General features: G+C 64.2%; 14 protein-coding genes. 11 read left to right on the top strand and 3 right to left on the bottom strand.

The window, feature by feature from the left end:
* The first annotated feature begins 66 nt into the window (after positions 1–66).
* From JST30_12865 to kdsA, 6 genes are all read left to right on the top strand, one after another.
* Positions 67–1,305 carry a TlpA family protein disulfide reductase gene (locus JST30_12865; GenBank protein MBS1715218.1) on the top strand — a complete coding sequence of 413 codons (1,239 nt, stop codon included), beginning with the start codon at positions 67–69 and terminating at the stop codon, positions 1,303–1,305.
* A gap of 59 nt (positions 1,306–1,364) precedes the next feature.
* A complete protein-coding gene (locus tag JST30_12860) occupies positions 1,365–1,754 on the top strand; it encodes a GxxExxY protein (GenBank protein MBS1715217.1) in 390 nt (129 codons plus the stop codon).
* Between the two features lie 262 nt (positions 1,755–2,016).
* Positions 2,017–2,802, top strand: coding sequence for a fumarylacetoacetate hydrolase family protein (locus JST30_12855; protein MBS1715216.1), 786 nt, complete (start codon positions 2,017–2,019; stop codon positions 2,800–2,802).
* An 11-nt stretch (positions 2,803–2,813) separates the two neighbouring features.
* Complete coding sequence (locus JST30_12850) at positions 2,814–4,037, top strand: insulinase family protein (protein MBS1715215.1); 1,224 nt, start codon at positions 2,814–2,816, stop codon at positions 4,035–4,037.
* 7 nt (positions 4,038–4,044) lie between these two features.
* Positions 4,045–5,616 (top strand): GAF domain-containing protein, encoded by a 1,572-nt coding sequence (locus JST30_12845; GenBank protein ID MBS1715214.1) that lies wholly within the window; start codon positions 4,045–4,047, stop codon positions 5,614–5,616.
* Between the two features lie 32 nt (positions 5,617–5,648).
* Positions 5,649–6,473: a 3-deoxy-8-phosphooctulonate synthase gene (gene kdsA, locus JST30_12840; protein MBS1715213.1), complete on the top strand. Its 825-nt coding sequence runs from the start codon at positions 5,649–5,651 to the stop codon at positions 6,471–6,473.
* A gap of 13 nt (positions 6,474–6,486) precedes the next feature.
* On the opposite strand, the gene JST30_12835 is transcribed toward kdsA, so the two are convergent.
* Entirely contained in the window at positions 6,487–6,849 is a 363-nt protein-coding gene (locus JST30_12835) for a hypothetical protein (GenBank protein MBS1715212.1), read from the bottom strand.
* Positions 6,850–6,996: 147 nt separating this feature from the next.
* Here JST30_12835 and JST30_12830 point away from each other — a divergent pair, with 147 nt between their 5' ends.
* From JST30_12830 to JST30_12810, 5 genes are all read left to right on the top strand, one after another.
* Positions 6,997–10,005 (top strand): winged helix-turn-helix domain-containing protein, encoded by a 3,009-nt coding sequence (locus tag JST30_12830; GenBank protein ID MBS1715211.1) that lies wholly within the window; start codon positions 6,997–6,999, stop codon positions 10,003–10,005.
* 646 nt (positions 10,006–10,651) lie between these two features.
* Positions 10,652–11,620: a hypothetical protein gene (locus JST30_12825; GenBank protein ID MBS1715210.1), complete on the top strand. Its 969-nt coding sequence runs from the start codon at positions 10,652–10,654 to the stop codon at positions 11,618–11,620.
* 70 nt (positions 11,621–11,690) lie between these two features.
* Positions 11,691–11,855 carry a hypothetical protein gene (locus JST30_12820; GenBank protein ID MBS1715209.1) on the top strand — a complete coding sequence of 55 codons (165 nt, stop codon included), beginning with the start codon at positions 11,691–11,693 and terminating at the stop codon, positions 11,853–11,855.
* Positions 11,856–11,899: 44 nt separating this feature from the next.
* Positions 11,900–13,216: a dicarboxylate/amino acid:cation symporter gene (locus tag JST30_12815; GenBank protein ID MBS1715208.1), complete on the top strand. Its 1,317-nt coding sequence runs from the start codon at positions 11,900–11,902 to the stop codon at positions 13,214–13,216.
* A 46-nt stretch (positions 13,217–13,262) separates the two neighbouring features.
* Complete coding sequence (locus JST30_12810; protein ID MBS1715207.1) at positions 13,263–13,934, top strand: hypothetical protein; 672 nt, start codon at positions 13,263–13,265, stop codon at positions 13,932–13,934.
* Positions 13,935–14,064: 130 nt separating this feature from the next.
* Here the strand turns inward: JST30_12810 and JST30_12805 are convergent, their stop codons facing one another.
* Positions 14,065–14,493 carry a hypothetical protein gene (locus JST30_12805; GenBank protein ID MBS1715206.1) on the bottom strand — a complete coding sequence of 143 codons (429 nt, stop codon included), beginning with the start codon at positions 14,491–14,493 and terminating at the stop codon, positions 14,065–14,067.
* A gap of 58 nt (positions 14,494–14,551) precedes the next feature.
* A complete protein-coding gene (gene mqnC, locus JST30_12800; GenBank protein ID MBS1715205.1) occupies positions 14,552–15,646 on the bottom strand; it encodes a dehypoxanthine futalosine cyclase in 1,095 nt (364 codons plus the stop codon).
* Between the last annotated feature and the right edge of the window lie 276 nt (positions 15,647–15,922).

Genomic DNA, 15,922 nt, shown 5'->3' with positions numbered 1-15,922 from the left:
AACACTGTATCACGCGTTCCCGTCGCTTTGGCACGGGTTCGCGGCACTCGCTGTACAATGAGCGCGATGCTCACCACGCTCTTGGCCCTGACCGCGGTCGCCGCACCGCAAGATTTCAAGCTCGAACCGATGGGCGCCGTGACCGCCAAACTCGGTTACTACCCGATCCAGATCAAGCTCTCGGACAAGAAGCCCTCCAACATCACGAAAGAGCCGACCTATCGCACGGCCCCGAAGTACGGTGTCGTCAGGCTCGGGAACGGGCCGAAGGGCAGCGCCGTCATCGCACTCGACGAGCCGAAGGACGCGGACTGGAAGATCTATGTCGACAAGAACGGTAACGGCGACCTGACCGACGACGGGGACGGGGCCTGGAACAAGAAGAGCGACACGAACGGCCGCAAGATGTACGGCGTGATGGACGTGGTCCTGCGGGCCTCTTATGGTTCGGAGACCAAAGAAACGTCCTCGGCGGACTACTCGTTGGGCTTCTACCGGTTCGACCGGGCCGAGCCGAACCCGCTGCTGATGTACCGGCAGTCGGCGCGCGTCGGGACGGTGACGGTCGACGGAAAGGCGCACAGGGCCCTGCTCGTCGAGAACGACGCGGACGGGATCTTCAACAAAACGGTGGCCTCGGCGGACGAGGCGTCGAAGTCGCGCCCGGTGTGGCTGCGGATCGATTGGAACGACGACGACAAGCCGGAGACGCTCGACGTCCGCGCCCCGTTCAAGCACGGTGACGCGACCTACGAGGTCAAGATGTCGGCCGACGGGTCGAAGGTGACGCTAGAACGGACGACCAAAGAGGCGCTCGACCTGACGCCGAAGCGGCCGGAGACCAAGCCGTTGCTGAAAGCGGGCTCGCCGGCACCGGACTTCACCGCGCAGAAGTGGGAGGGCGGGAACCTGAAGCTTTCCGACTACAAGGGCAAGATCGTCGTGCTCGATTTCTGGGCGACGTGGTGCGGGCCGTGCATGCAGTCCATGCCGCACGTCGAGAAGGTCTATCAGGCCGTCAAGGATCAGGGCGTCGTCGTGCTCGGCGTCTGCGTGTGGGACGAGAAGGGCGCCTATGAGGAATGGGTGCCGAAGAACAAGGCGAAGTACTCGTTCCAGTTCGCGTTCGACCCGGCGGGCCGCGGCGCGGACGGGATCGCAGGTTCGAAGTTCAACGTGAGCGGCATCCCGACGACGTACATCATCGATAAGGACGGCAACGTCGCCGATTCGATCGTGGGCTACGAAGAGGGCGACAAGCGGGTCGAGAAGGCGCTCGAGAAACTGGGCGTGAAGGTCGACTGACGGCTCAGGGTTTTTCCTGACTTGTCGTCGGCCGGCGGGCGTCGGTACGGTCTTCCTTCGTGCAGAGGGAGAACGCCGTCGCCCGTCACGTCGTCGAGACCGCCTTCCGGATCCATTCCCGGTTGGGGCCGGGGCTGTTCGAAAGCGTCTACGAGTCGGTCATGGAGCATGAACTGGCCCGCCTTGGCCTTGCCGTCAGGCGTCAAAAGCCCGTTCCGGTGGTTTGGGACGGAGTCAAGCTGGAGGACGGATTCCGGGTGGACCTCCTCGTGGACGAGCGCGTCATCGTTGAGATCAAGTCGGTCGAGCACTTGGCCGACGTGCACTTCAAACAAGTGCTGACGTATTTGCGACTGTCCGGGAAACGGCTCGGGCTCCTGATCAACTTTAACGTGCCTTTGATCCGGGACGGGATCCGGAGAGTGGTCAACGGGCTGCCTGACGAGTAGACGAAGCGGCCATTTCTCGCAAAGGCGCAAAGGTGCGCGACGGTTTGTCGCCGGGTCGGGTTCTCGCGAAGGCGCAGAGGTGCAAAGGTGCGTAACGGCTTGTTGCCGGGTCGAGAGTCCAGGGCCGGCATCATCAGTTCAGACATCGACCTTGCGCCTCTTGGCTGTCATCGCGGCTTTGCGAGAAACGAATTCGTAGCCGTTCGCCACCCCGATCCGCCACATGCCCGACGGCTCCGGAAGAGCCAGGTAGCCTGACCCCATGAAACTTTGCCGCTTCGAACTGCGCGAAGACCCCGGTGTCGTGCGGTCCGGCGTCTTCCACGACGGACGCTTCTACGAGACCGACGGCGAGCAAGCGATCGGCATCCACGACCCAGGTGCGCTCAGGCTGCTGGCTCCGATCGGGCAACCTGTCGCGATCCGTGTGTTCCATTCGTTCCGGGCGATGGACGGCAGCCCGTCGTTGACGTACGCGTACATCAACCCGGCCCGGCTCCAAGGGCCGAACACCGAGATCGACGCGACCGGCATCGAAGGCCCGCTGGACTTCGACGTCCACGCCGTCGGCCTCGTGGAAGGGGCGACGCGCGAAGACGACCCGGTCGAAGTGGTCCGGTCCGTCCTGGGGTACGCCGTGCTTCTCCGGTTCTTCGACGTTCAGGAACGCGAGGCCCTGCTGTCGGCTGGAGTCGACCCGTCACCCGCCTACGAGACGTCCGTGCTGTTCGGCCCGCTCCTCGTGACTCCCGACGAGTTGAACGAGGCCCGCGCGAGCGACGAACCGACCCACTTCCGTTGGGGGGTGAAGGTCAAAGTCAACGACGAGACGGTCTACGCGGCCGACTACGCTCCGGAGTGGCCGTTCGGAACATTGGTGACGTTCGCCGCTGCAAAATCGCCCGTCGCGGCGGGAGAAGTGTTGGCGTGGCCTGCCATGGACAAGCCGCCGCTCGAACTGACCGACCTCGGACGGGGCTTGCTGCCCGCGGACAAGCTTTCGGTCAGTCTTGAGCCCCTCGGCACGTTGGTCGGCCGCATCATCTAGAATCCGGACACATGGGTATCACGAAGAAGGTCACAGGGAGCGGCGTACGGGTCCTCGCCGAACCGGTCGGACACGTCGGTTCGGTCAGCATCGGACTGTGGTGCCGGACCGGAAGCGTCAACGAACAGGATGCCGAAGCCGGGATCACCCACCTCATCGAGCACATGCTCTTCAAGGGCACGCCCAACCGTGGGGCGAAGAAGATCGCCGAGGAGATCGAGGGGCGCGGCGGCATGCTGAACGCCTTTACCGATAAAGAGCAGACCTGCTACTACTGCCGCGTCCTGGCCCGTGACGCCGAAGTCGCCATCGACGTGTTGTGCGACATGGTGCTGAACTCGTCGATCGAGCCCGTCGAACTGAAGCGTGAGCAAGGAGTCGTGCTCGAAGAGATCAAGCGGGGCGAGGACGAGCCGGGCGACCACGTCCACGACCTCCATATCGAAGGGCTGTGGGACGGACACAGGCTCGGGAAACCGGTGATCGGGACGCGCGAGTCGGTGAGTTCTTTCCAGCGGGACCATCTCGTCGGCTACATGGGGCGGCGCTACCGCTCGGGCCAATTGCTGTTGGCGGCCGCCGGGAACATCGATCCGGACGAGGTCTACCGCGCTGTCGAGCAGCGTTTAGGGGGCGTTCCGTCCGGTACCGATCCGGAACCGATGGAACGCCCGGGCCCGAAGCCGGGGACGAACCTTGTCTCGAAGGACGTCGAACAGGTGCATTTCTGCATCGGTACAGAAGGAACCTCGGTCTATGACGAGGACCTCTATCCGATGGCCGTCCTCGACGGGATTCTCGGTGGCGGCATGAGCAGCAGACTGTTCCAAGAGGTGCGGGAGCGCCGAGGCTTGGCGTATGCCGTCGGTAGCTACCACCTGTCGTACACCGCCGGCGGTGCGTTCACGGTCTATGGCGGCACGGGACAGCAGACTTGGAACGAGGTCCAAGAGGTCGTTCGGGCCGAGTTCGACAAGGTCATGGACGGTCAGGTCACCGAAGAGGAGCTGGCCCGGGTCAAGCGCAACATCAGCGGCACGATGGTCCTCGCACTCGAGGGAATGAGCGCCCGCATGATGCGCATGGCCAAGAACGAGCTGAACCACGGACGAGAGATCCCGGTCGAGGAGACCTTGGCCAAGATCGATGCCGTCACGCTGGCCGACGTCACGGAACTGGCCCGACGGGTCTTGCCGGTCGAGAAGGTCCGGACGACCGCGATCGGCGCGTTCTGAAGCCGCGATGGCCGTCATCGACGCGTTCCTCGAAGCTCCCGAGGAGGCGAGCGCGCTCATGGCCGCGGCCGAGACGGTCCGGCTTGCGACAGGCGCGGACGGTGTCGACGTCCTCTTCACCGTCGACGGCGGCGCCCTCGTACTCAGAGCGAGCACGTCTCAGCCGGAGCTGGTCGACCGCATGCGGATCGGAAGGGGCGTCGGTCTGGGCGGACACGTGGTCGAAACGGGCGAATCGGTCGTCGTCGAATCCGGTCTGCCTGGACACCCCCTCTTCGCACGGTGGCCCGACGTCGATGCACCGGACGCCGCCGCCGCCTTGGCCGTGCCCGTCGTCTGTGGCGAAGAGCGGATCGGCGCCCTCGTGTGCGAGTGGTTCCAAGAGCAAGACGGTCTCGAAGACCGGCGTGCCAAGACGGAGCAGGCCGGCCGGGACATCGGTTTTGCGGTCCGGGTGTTCCGCAGTGCCTTCGAAGCCGGATCGCACTTGAACCGACTTGGCCTTCTGGCCGAAGTGACGGACACCCTGAGCGGCACGCCGTATCTCGAAGAGATCCTCCAGCACTTGGTCAACATCACGGCACGCCGGTTCCATTACCGGGTCGTAAGCCTTCGGCTGTTGGACGACAAGGGCGAGACGCTGGTGCTGCGAGCGGCCTATTCCACGACGCGCGCCTATCAGCGCCGGCCCGTGATCAAACTGGGCGAATCGATCGCCGGTAAGGTCATCCAGCGCCAACGCCCGATCATCGTCGAGGACGTGCTCAGCGAGGAGGACTTCATCGGTCACGACTCCGCCGTCGAGCAGGGACTGCGCAGCATGGTCTGCGTCCCGTTGAAGCTCTATAACCGTGCCGTCGGAGTGATGAGCTGCTACACGGGCGAAGTGCGTCAGTTCCGGCCCGACGAGGTCGAGACCCTTGAGACCCTCGCGAAGCAAGCGGCCGTCGCGATCGAACACGCAAAGTCTCAAGTGCGCGAAACCTTGCTCCAAGAGATGCACCACAGGGTCAAGAACAACCTGCAGCAGGTGGCCTCGCTCCTCCGCCTCCAGACCCGGCAAAGCCACTACAAGTCGATGGAGGAGGCGATGAACGAAACCTTGGGCCGGATCGAAGCCATCGCGGCCGTCCACGACCTCCTCAGCAGGGAAGACCTCGACCACGTCGACTTACGGACGTTGGCCGAAACGCTCGTCCAACACCAACAGCAATCGTTCATCCTGCCGGGAAAATCGGTCGCGTTCTCGGTCCGCGGACACGACGTCTGGCTGAACACGAACCAGGCGACCCAAGTGGCGTTGATCCTCAACGAGCTCATCCAGAACGCCGTCACCCACGGGTTCGACCAGACGGACGTCGGTGAAATCCACGTGACGATCGAATCGACCGAGCGCCGCGTCGAAATCTGGGTCAGCAACGACGGAGACCCGTTGCCCGAGGGCTTTCAAAGCCACGGGCGACTCGGATTGCAGATCATCTCCGGCCTGGCGCGTTCCCTGGGCGGTACGTTCGACTTAAAAACGCGGCTCGGATGGACAGTGGCCCACATCTCGTTCGTGCGCGGGCAGAACGAATAGGCCGCGGACCGACCCCACAGTAAACTGGCCGGGTGAAGGGTTTTCAGGTCGGCGACGTTCCGTTCGGCAGCGGCCGCCTCTCCGTGATCGCCGGTCCCTGCTTGGCCGAGTCGCTCGACCTCTGCCTCGTCGTCGCGGAACGGATGCAAGAAGCCTGCGCGGCCTACGGGTTCGGATACGTGTTCAAGGCTTCCTACGACAAGGCCAACCGGACTTCGGCGGGATCGTCGCGGGGCGAGGGGATGGAAGCGGGCTTGAAGACGCTCCGTGCCGTGAAGGAACGGACCGGTCTGCCCGTGACGAGCGACGTGCACCTGCCACAAGAGGCAGCCGTCGCAGCCGAAGTGATCGATCTGGTCCAGATCCCAGCGTTCTTGTGCCGGCAGTCCGACCTCTTGCAGGCGGCTGCCGAGACCGGAAAGCCGGTGAACGTGAAGAAAGGGCAGTTCTTGGCGCCTTGGGACACGAAGAACATCGTTGAAAAGCTGGACGGGTTCGGCGCTCGGGGCACGATGCTGACCGAACGGGGCACGACGTTCGGTTACAACAACCTGATCGTCGACATGCCGGGGCTCGAGACGATGAGGTCGTTCGGCCGGCCCGTCTGTTTCGACGCGACCCACTCGGCGCAACGTCCAGGGGCGGCGGGAACGTCGACGGGCGGTGCACGCGAGTCGATCCCGGCGATGACAAGGGCGGCGGTGGCGGTCGGAGTGGACGCCTTGTTCTTGGAAGTCCACCCCGATCCGGCACGCGCACTGTCCGACGCCGCGACCCAGTGGCCCCTGGACCGGATCGACGAGATCCTGGCCCAGGTCGCCGCGGTCCGTTCGGCCGTCGTCGGTCTTGGGGTCTAGGGTTCGGCGGCCCTTACGGGACGATCGCCAAGATCATCACCGAGCAAAGCAGGGCCGCTGCGACCGAGTCGAACTTGAGCGTCCCGGCCCCGAAGCTCGTCGGCCATCCCAATTCGGGTCCGGCGACCGACCAAGACTTGATGCCGAGCTGAGCTTCGTTCTCCAGGTCGTTCCGGGTCGACGGATTGTCGACGACGACGTGGGCGTTCATGAACGACTCGATCGCGGCCCATTGGAGGGAGAAGGACTGCGATGCGGCCTGCGGAGCTTCTGAGCCGTCTTGGAAGGTCGGGGCTGCGGCGGGGCGCGCCCATGCCGTAAGCACGAGGCTGGCCGCTAGCAAAGTGGAAAAGCCGATCTTATGGAACTGTTTCATGATCACTCGTTCTCCCAAGCCGGCGCGCAGAAACAAACTCTCGCCGGCGAACGAATGATCCGGTGCCTCCCATTAGGCTTCCATTACCGGAAACATTAATCCGGTACGTTATAATGTGCACCACAACTAAACTCCGGAAGTCGTGGATTGGCAGTATTCGGATCGCTCTCGCTCGAACGTAAGGCTTGTCCCTGGCGGCTCTCCCTCTTCGGCCAAGTCCGGCTGGAAGGCGAGAACGGTGCCGGCAGGACGTTCGGCTCGTCGAATCTGGGAAGACTGCTGGCTCTGCTCGTGGAGCACGAAGGCCGAGAACTTCCAAAGCTCGAGGTCATCGACCAGATCTGGCCCGAGAGGAACCTCGAAGACGCCCGGAACAGCCTCCGGGTCTGTGTCCACGAAGTCCGGCGGACGTTCCGTGACCTGGGTCACGTCGGTGACGTCGTGAGCGGCGACCACCACACGCTACGGCTTGTGGAAGGCGTGGTCGAGACGGACGTCGAGACCTTCCGAAAGGGGATCAAGGCCGCTCGGGCCTCGACTTCGACCAAGACCAAGATCATCAACCTGGAAACGGCTTTACGCGAAGTCCAGGGCGAATACCTTCCCGGCATCGAGGACCCGTGGGCGACCGTCCGTCGCCGCGGCGTCGAAGACGAAATCGTCACCGCCGCGGTCGAACTGATCGAACTCCTCAACTCGATCGGAAAACCGGACGATGCATTGGCGATCGGGCGGACGATGCTCCGGGCGTTCAAAAGCCGGGAAGAGCTCCACCGGGCCGTCATGCGGACGTATGGCTTTAAGGGCGAGCCCGGGGAGGCGTTCCGGCAGTACGACGTCCTGTCGCGCGTCCTCGACGCTGAATTCGGGCTCGGGCCCTCCAAAGCCACGGACGAGACGCTCGAAAACTTACCGGAGGCCCTGGCCGGATCTGCCGGCGCAAGAGCGTTGACGGAAGCCTGTGCGGCAGAGACCCGCAGGGCCCTCGTTCCGCGGTTCGCCGCCTCGAGGTTCGTCGGTCGCGAAGCCCAATTGGCCGATCTCGGTCGATGGCTCCATCCCTTGGCCGACCGGTCCAGCCGCCTCGTCTCCGTGACGGGATTGAACGGCATGGGCAAGTCGCGACTGTGCGCCGAGGCTTGCGAGACCCTTCGCGACGCCTATGCGGACCGCGTCTGGTACGCCGAACTGCCCGCGGTCGTCACATCGGAAGGCTACTGGGCGGTCCTGCTCGAAGCGATCGCACCCGACCGGCCCCCCGGATCTTCGCCGGAGAAGCTGGTGAGGGCCGAACTCGGCAAGGGGCCTGCTCTGATCGCCATCGATTGCGAGGGCACGGCTCCGTTGACCTTGGACCCGTTCCTGGAGCGGCTGCTTTCGGACTTTTCCGACCTCAGGGTCGTCAGTGCGCTTCAGGTCCGGCTCGGTCTCGAAGCCGAGCGGGTGCTGGCTTTGAAGCCGATGTCGGTCCCCAAAGCCGGCGCCCCTTGGCACGAGGCCGAGGAGGTGGAGAGTTTCCGTCTGTTCGTCGACAGGGCCTCAAGGGCCAACCGGGAGTTTCGAGTCGACGAAGAGACCGCGCGGGCCGTCACGGAGATCTGCCGGGCGATGGCCGGACTGCCTTTGGCGGTCCAACTAGCAGCGGGTCTCGTCGGGGTCTATGGACCCGAAGGCCTGGCGTCGTCCCTCACCGACCTGAAGCTGTTGAGGCGAAGTCGTCTGGGCGGATCGCCGAACCGGAACGGCGGACTCCAGGAGGCGTTCGAATGGAGCCTCGACCAACTGGAACCGCGAACGGCCGAACGGTTGACCGACCTCTCGGTCTTCGCCAAAGGGTTCGACATGGAGGCCGCCGTCCAAGTCTTAGGCGACGAAGACCTCAGGGCGGACTTTCCCGACTTGCTGGACGGTGGTTGGCTCGAGCGGCGCTCGACCGGCAGAGGACCGCGGTTCGAACTGCTCGAACCCGTCCAGACGTTCCTCGAATCGAAGCTCAAGGACTCGGGCCGGCTGGAAGGGCTCCGTGCCGGGCACCGAAGGTACTACGAGAGCAAGGCGCTACGGATCGGGGCGGAATGGAAGGACGGCGACCGGACCTCGCTCGCAGACCAGGCGTTCGACGACCTGCCGAACTCTTTGGCCGCGGTCCAATCGGGCCTCGGCGGAGGTGCGGACGTCGAAGCGGCTTGCCGGATCGTCGGCGGCCTCGCTCAGGTGTTCAACTTCCGGGCCCACCCCGCCGCCTGGTTCCGGGCCGTCAGGTCTGCCGTCCAAGCGGTAGCCGGCCTCGAGACGGAGGAGGCGGCTACGGCCAACGGAGCCCTTGCGATCCTCGCGTTCTTCGAGTTCGATTTCGAGCTGATGTACCGCTCGGCGTCGCGACAGACCGCCATCCTGGAAAAGCGGAAAGCGTCGTCGTCTGAGACGGCTTCGGCCCTGACGCGGCTCGCCCTGGCGAACAGGGCGCTCGAGCGGTTCGACGACGCCGTCGTCCTCTACCGGAAGGCGATCGTCCTCGAACGGCGTGGTGGAAAGCCGACGATCCTGCACCAGGCCCGGTACAACCTCGCTCTCTTGCTCGAAGCCACAGGTCGGCCTGGAGCCTTGCGCCAGTACCGAAAGGCCGCACGCGAATCCGAAGATCAAGGGGACGTCCGTTTCATCGGGCTCGCAGCGAACTCACTGGCCCGCCTCGCCCGGCTTCAAGGCGATCTTCGGACGTCCCTGGCCGCCTCGCGAAGGGCGCTCGAAGTCCTCGAACTGGGCCATGACGACCGGGCCAAAGCCTTCGTCCAGAACGAGCTGGCGATGTCCTTGCTCCAGTCCGGTCAGACGGCCGAAGCCGTCTGCCTGGCGTCGCGCGCCCTTGAGTCCGCGATGTCGATGGGAGAGTACAACCTCGCGCGCTCGACCCTGTCCGTGCTCGCTAGCGGAATGGCGTCTTTTGGAAACGGGACGAAGGCCGCTCTCGCGGTCGGCGTCTTCGAGCACTTCCACTCGCGGGTGCCTGTGCGGCCGTACGAGGAAGACGTCGAAAGGGTCTCTTCCGTTCAAGCCGAGCTGACAGTGCCCGTCTTCCAGGTCCCGCGCCATGCGACGGACCTCACGGACGTCCTAAGGCCGCTCTTCGGCCTCGACGAAGCGTCGATCGCATAAAAAAGGGTTCCGGCCAGCCGGCCGGAACCGAAGGATCGATCAGTTGCATTCGTTGGATGTGCTTAAGCGGATCAGGACAGGATTTTCTTCTCTCGCTCAGAACACGACACTACTGTACCATTTCTCGTTTTCGATAAGGCGTCTTGAGGTGCAAAAAAGTCATCCAATCCCGTATTCCAGGTTCAAAAAAGACGAATGTTGCCGAATGGGCCGCGTGACAATAGTCACTCGGAATGTAGATTTCTTAAAGGATAAGAGACACGATCGGTCAGCACATGTGAAAAGGCACATGCGAGGAAGGGACGGATGCGCGCCGACGACGACGCCTAGGCGTCGCGGTGCGACGGCAGTCCAGCCGTTATCCGCTGACGGGAGACCGTCCTAGAAAGGCGGAGCGAGGGCCGGACTGAGGCACGATGCCTGAGCCCGTCGTCTCGTTCGCCCGCCCGGAAGGCGTCCTAAGGGGACGTCCGGGTCAAAGGGGACGACGATCACGGTCACTATGAGACGCTCTTGGAGCGTGTAAGCGTGCCTCTTCATAAGATGTTGCACCTAGAGGTCTCCATTATAGGAAAGATTCCGCCGTGCGCGGTGTTTTCCCGCCGATTATCGTGCGAAGTCCCGTAGGGCGCCCATAATCGGGCTCGTGTCGTCAGGCTTTCCCCGAGTGCCGCGCGTCTGGGCGGGCGCGGTCTTCAGCCCCGGCCGCTTCGGCATCGTTCATCCGAGCCTGCCATGGCGCGAGGTCATGGAGGCCTATTATTGGGACAACCTGCTCGTCGCGATGGACCTGGCCCAGGAGTCCGGAATGGGGCTGAACGGCGCCTATCTCGGAGTCTTCCGGACGATCGAGGCCGAGCACGCGACGCGGGAGGAAGGCTTGCTTTTGGACCGCGGAGACTGGCTGCTCCTGGAGTACGTGCCCCAAGAGGGCGCGGACGACGAACTCCCTTGGATCGAATCCGTCGTCCGGGAGGAGTGCGGCCGCGTCACGGACGAGTTCGGTCACTCCCTTGGCCACTCGGTCCTGTTCACGTTCCTTCACCCCGACGGCGACGTCCCTTATGTTCCGGGCAGGGAAGGGTACTTCGTCGACAAGTACCCGTTCGACAAGGTCTGCCTCCCGTCGTCGCTCTTGCGCAGACCGGACGAACTCCGGGGTGCGGTCCGGCACGAGTTCGCGCACGCCATGGCCTTGAACCGATCGCTCGGTCAATGTCCGTTGTGGCTGCACGAGGCGGTCGCGATGGTCGCCCAGGACGGGCCACGTCGCCGGGCCCGGCGCCTTGCACAGTGGAGAGGCCCGGTCGAACTGGAGGCGGCCTTCCGTAAGGACCGTGAAACGCCGGACGGGTCGGTGGCGGTCCGAGAGGCCTACACCCAGGCCGCCGTCCTTGGCGGCTATCTGGACGGACAAGGCGGGCGCCGAAAGCTGGGTTCCTTGATGGACGCGTTCACCGACAACGGGCTGCTCCAGTCTTTGTGGATGCAAGCCGTCTCGCAGAGGCCTGAAGACGAAGCGCTCAAGCAGGTGTACGGCTTCGGACTGAACGACCTCTTCGCTCGGGCCTACGAATGGTCGCAGAGCGACGACCCGACGTCAGAAAGTCCGTGACCGGGCGATAGTCCTCCGAAACCTGGCGATCAAGGTTCTGACCGGCGTCTGGATAAAGACGGCCATGAGGATGAAGACACTCGTTTGGATCGGGCTCGCGTTCGGGATCGGCGCCTTAGTCTCTCTGGGCCGCCGAAAGTGGGACGAACAGGGCCGGCGGCGGCACCGAGACCGGCTGTTGGACGAGGCGCTCGAAGAGACCTTTCCAGCCAGCGACCCCGTTTCGATCCCCTGACGGAAAGTCCAGGCCGGGCCCGGGTTTAGGTACAACCCGGAGTCATGGCCAAAGACCGAAAGCGCACCCCCCTGCACACGAAGGTCGCGGTCGGGTTGACGGCAGGAGCCGTCACGGGCCTTGCCGCCCAAGCGCTCCTTCCGGGCGGTGCTAAGAACGACGGCCTGGTCTGGGTGAACGATAACGTGATGACCCACATCGGGTCGGCCTTCCTCGCGATGATCTTCATGATCGTCGTGCCGTTGCTTCTCAGCGCTCTCGTCCTAGGCGTCGCTGAAATCGGCGAAGTGGCCAAAGTCGGTCGGATCGGCTTACAGGCCCTGGCGCTCACGGTCCTCCTCAGCAGCGTGGCCGTCGGCATCGGCCTCGCCGGTGTCAACCTCGTCCGTCCCGGCGACGTGATCCCAAGGGAGAAACGGGAGGAACTCTGGGCGGGCGTCAACAAAGAGGAAGCGGGGAAGAAGGGAGCGGCCGAGAAGGCGGCGGAGGTCGATCCGCCCGTGTTCGGCATCGTGCCGAAGAACCCGTTGCTCGAAGCGACGCGCGCCCTCTCCGGCGGGCTGATCCCCTTCATGTTCTTCGCCCTTGTGTTCGGTTTGGCCCTGGCAGGCGTCCCCGAAGAGAAGGCGATGCCCGTACGGTCGTTCTTCGAAGGGCTTTTCGCCGTGTGTCAACGGATCGTCGAGATGGCGATGTCGTTGGCACCTTTCGGCGTGTTCGCGTTGGTCTTCAAGACCGCGAGCGTCCTCGGTCTTCATGCTTTGGCCGCCGTCGGGGTCTACGCGGCCGTGGTCCTCGGGTGCCTCGCCTTGCACATGTTCGGAACCTATCCGGTGGTCCTCAGGTTCGTGGCCAGGCGCGATCCTCTGGAATTCTTCCGACAGACGAAATCGGTCATGCTGACCGCTTTCGCGACCAGTTCCTCGAACGCCACGCTGCCAGAAGCGCTGCGCGTCGCGGAGGAGGAGGTCGGGCTGCCGCGCGACGTCTCGTCGTTCGTCCTTACGGTCGGCGCCACCGCGAACCAGAACGGCACGGCGCTGTTCGAGGGCGTCACCATCCTCTTCTTGGCCCAGTTTTACGGGATCTCACTGGACTTTGGCCAGCAACTGACCGTCATGGGGCTCTCCATCGTGGCCGGGATCGGTACGGCGGGCGTGCCGGGCGGGTCCTGGCCCATGATCACGGGGGTCATCCGACGATTCGCCATCCCGGCCGAATCCATCGGGATCGTGCTCGGGGTCGACCGGATCCTGGACATGAGCCGCACGACGCTGAACGTCATCGGTGACATGACGATCGCGACTTGCGTCTCTTCTTGGCAGAAGCGTCCGGTCGCGATCCCCGAGTCAGTGGAATGACGCGCGGGCCAAACGGTCGCCGTCTGAAGCGCGTCTAGAATAGGTCATGTCGACTTGGACGCTTGGTCTGGCCCTCCTCACGGCGGCCCCCGCAAGCGATGACGACCGCGACGTCGTCCAGACCGCGATGCTTTCGTTCCTCAAACACGAGCCGTGGTACGCGTCAGACTGGAAACCCAAGGACTACGTGGTCCTCGGCACCAAGTTCCGGGAAACAGAGCGCGTGTCGTTCACCTCGGCCCTCGATCATCTGCGCGAGTCCGTGGACGCCGATCTGAAGGGCATTCGCGAGGGTCTGGCTACGACGGCACACGAGACGAAAGCGGACGTCGAACGGCTTCGTCGCGAACTTGCGCGGCTCGAGCGCAGCAAGAAGTCTCTCGACGCTATCAAAGACGCCGACACGGACTCCGGGCCGAGATACGTGCCACAAGGGATCGCTCCGCTCGCCGGTCGCTCTTGGGACAAGCGGATCAAGGTGACCGACAAGTCGAACCGGTTCCTCTTCCGCCGCGACGACAAGAACGCGGATCCCTCTCTGGAGAAGTGGACGGTCTACGGTTACGCTTCGCCACCAAGCTACTCTTCGAACGGCCGGTATGCCATCGTCGGGTTGGGCATCCCTTGGAGCATGCACAGCTCGCTCGTTACGTTCTTCCTCCAGCGCACGGCGGAAGGTTGGAAGATCAGCGCGACGCACGCGACCTTTTATGTCTAAGGAGACCCTCTCCCACGCAGAGATTCCGTTCGAGCGTCAGCGTTGAGCCTTTCAAGGAGCAGGGGACTTGGCTTGAATGACGGCCTCCCCTCGATTCGAAAGTGGCGGGTACCAAGAGGTGTCACGGGCGTCAACCGGGCATGACGACGACCGGAACCGTCGGGCACGCGGGCCAGCCGTCTTTGGCCTTGCCAGCGATGACGAGGCGGACAGGCTTGCCCGATGTCGCCGCGGCCCGTGCGATCTCAGCAGTGACGTCGTGGAGATAGAGTTTGGCGCGGCGGTTGATCTCCGTCGCCGGATCGCCCGCGGAGCGTCCCCACCGGACGTACACGAATTCGCCGCGCGAATCCTTTTGAAGGAACGGGCCCGACCATCGGGGTGTGCCGTCCTTTCCCGGGCCGAGTTTCAAGCTGAAAGGGAGCACCAGGTCGGCCTCGGTCGTCCGTCGGACTTCGACGGGTCGGGCCGACGATCCTTTGCCCTTCTGAAGCGAGGCGAGCACGCCCGGCATCGGCTCTCGGGCGACGATCTCGAACGGCACCTCGACGGTCTCCATCCCGACGGATCGTACCACCGGCGCCCGTAACGTCGGGCGAACGACCGCAAACCCGGAATCAAGCGGGCAGAAGTTCGTACCGCGTGTTCCGGACACGCGGCGTATAGCCCGCGTCTTCGATCAGCCTCTCGAACTCCGCCGCGTTCAGGATGAACTTGTTGCCGCGTGCGCTGACGACGTTCTCCTCGATCATCGTCGAGCCAAAGTCGTCCGCCCCATAGCCGAGCGCGACCTGCGCGATCTTCGGCCCCTGGGTGAGGATCGAGAGCTGCACGTGGTCGAAGTTGTCGAGGTAAATGCGCGAGACGGCGAGCGTGCGCAGGTAGTCGAACGCCGAGGCCTTGCGCTTCACGGGCAAGTTGGTCTCTTCGGGCTGGAAGTTCCAGGTCACGAACGCGCGGAACGGGCTGCACTCGTCCTGCAGGTCGCGGATGCGCTGCAAGTGCTCCACGCGGTCGTCGGTCGTCTCCACGTGGCCGAACATCATCGACGCGCTGGACCGCATGCCGAGCGCGGCCGCCGACCGCATGCACTCGAGCCACTCGTCGGTCTTGTCCTTGTAGGGCGCGATGATCTCACGGACGCGGTCGACGAGGATCTCCCCGCCTGCACCCGGGATGCTCTCGTGCCCCGCCGCGCGCAGCCGTTCGAGCGTCTCGGTGACGCTGAGCTTGCTGATGTGGGCGACGTAATTGATCTCGGCCGGGCTGAGGGCGTGGAGGTTGACCGTGGGGAACGCCTCCTTGATCTTGCGGAAGATGTTCTCGAACCAGTCGACCTTGAGCTTGGGGTTCAGGCCGCCTTGGAACAGGATCTCGGTGCCGCCCTTTTCGACCGTGTCGCGCACCTTCTCGAGGATCTCGTCCTCGCTGTGCGTGTAGCCTTCGTCGTCGCCGGGCACGCGGTAGAAGGCGCAGAACTTGCACCGCATCCAGCAGACGTTGGTGTAGTTGAGGATTCGCCCGACGACATAGGTGACGACCTTCGGGTCGGTGCGCCGCTCGCGCCGGAAGTTGGCCATCGCGGCGAGGTCGTTGAGGTCGGGATGGGCGAACAGCGCCTTCGCGTCGTCGGCCGTGATGCGGGCGTCGGCGAACACCTTGTCCGCGATCGCGTCGATCGTCTTGGCGTCGGGTCGTTCAAGGACGGGCATCGCCTAGAATTGTACGCTTTCGGGCTTGGAGGGGGTGGGTTCGGGTCGGTCCGGACAGAGCGCGGACGTCGGTCCGCGTTCGGTTTATGGAGCGCGGACTTCAGTCCGCATTCGGTCCAGCGGACTTGAGTCCGCACCCTGCCGGGACTGACGCTCCCGGCCAGTGTCCAAATCGACGTCGCCTGCGACAAGAGTGACGACGCCGTCTCCAGCTTCTGTCTGTGCTCGACGTGTGCTCCGGATGTGCTCGACACGTGCTCGACACGGCCGTTCCGA

The organism is Armatimonadota bacterium (genome assembly GCA_018268395.1).
Classification (GTDB): domain Bacteria; phylum Armatimonadota; class Fimbriimonadia; order Fimbriimonadales; family Fimbriimonadaceae; genus JAEURO01.
This window is presented reverse-complemented; position numbering and strand designations above follow the sequence as displayed.

What these genes read in the sequence shown, in the direction of transcription:
- JST30_12865 (MBS1715218.1), top strand. Translation starts at nt 67, where the DNA reads ATGCTCACCACGCTCTTGGCCCTGACCGCGGTCGCCGCACCGCAAGAT.
- JST30_12855 (MBS1715216.1), top strand. Translation starts at nt 2,017, where the DNA reads ATGAAACTTTGCCGCTTCGAACTGCGCGAAGACCCCGGTGTCGTGCGG.
- JST30_12850 (MBS1715215.1), top strand. Translation starts at nt 2,814, where the DNA reads ATGGGTATCACGAAGAAGGTCACAGGGAGCGGCGTACGGGTCCTCGCC.
- JST30_12845 (MBS1715214.1), top strand. Translation starts at nt 4,045, where the DNA reads ATGGCCGTCATCGACGCGTTCCTCGAAGCTCCCGAGGAGGCGAGCGCG.
- JST30_12835 (MBS1715212.1), bottom strand. Translation starts at nt 6,849, where the DNA reads ATGAAACAGTTCCATAAGATCGGCTTTTCCACTTTGCTAGCGGCCAGC.
- JST30_12820 (MBS1715209.1), top strand. Translation starts at nt 11,691, where the DNA reads ATGAAGACACTCGTTTGGATCGGGCTCGCGTTCGGGATCGGCGCCTTA.
- JST30_12815 (MBS1715208.1), top strand. Translation starts at nt 11,900, where the DNA reads ATGGCCAAAGACCGAAAGCGCACCCCCCTGCACACGAAGGTCGCGGTC.
- JST30_12810 (MBS1715207.1), top strand. Translation starts at nt 13,263, where the DNA reads ATGTCGACTTGGACGCTTGGTCTGGCCCTCCTCACGGCGGCCCCCGCA.
- JST30_12805 (MBS1715206.1), bottom strand. Translation starts at nt 14,493, where the DNA reads ATGGAGACCGTCGAGGTGCCGTTCGAGATCGTCGCCCGAGAGCCGATG.
- mqnC (MBS1715205.1), bottom strand. Translation starts at nt 15,646, where the DNA reads ATGCCCGTCCTTGAACGACCCGACGCCAAGACGATCGACGCGATCGCG.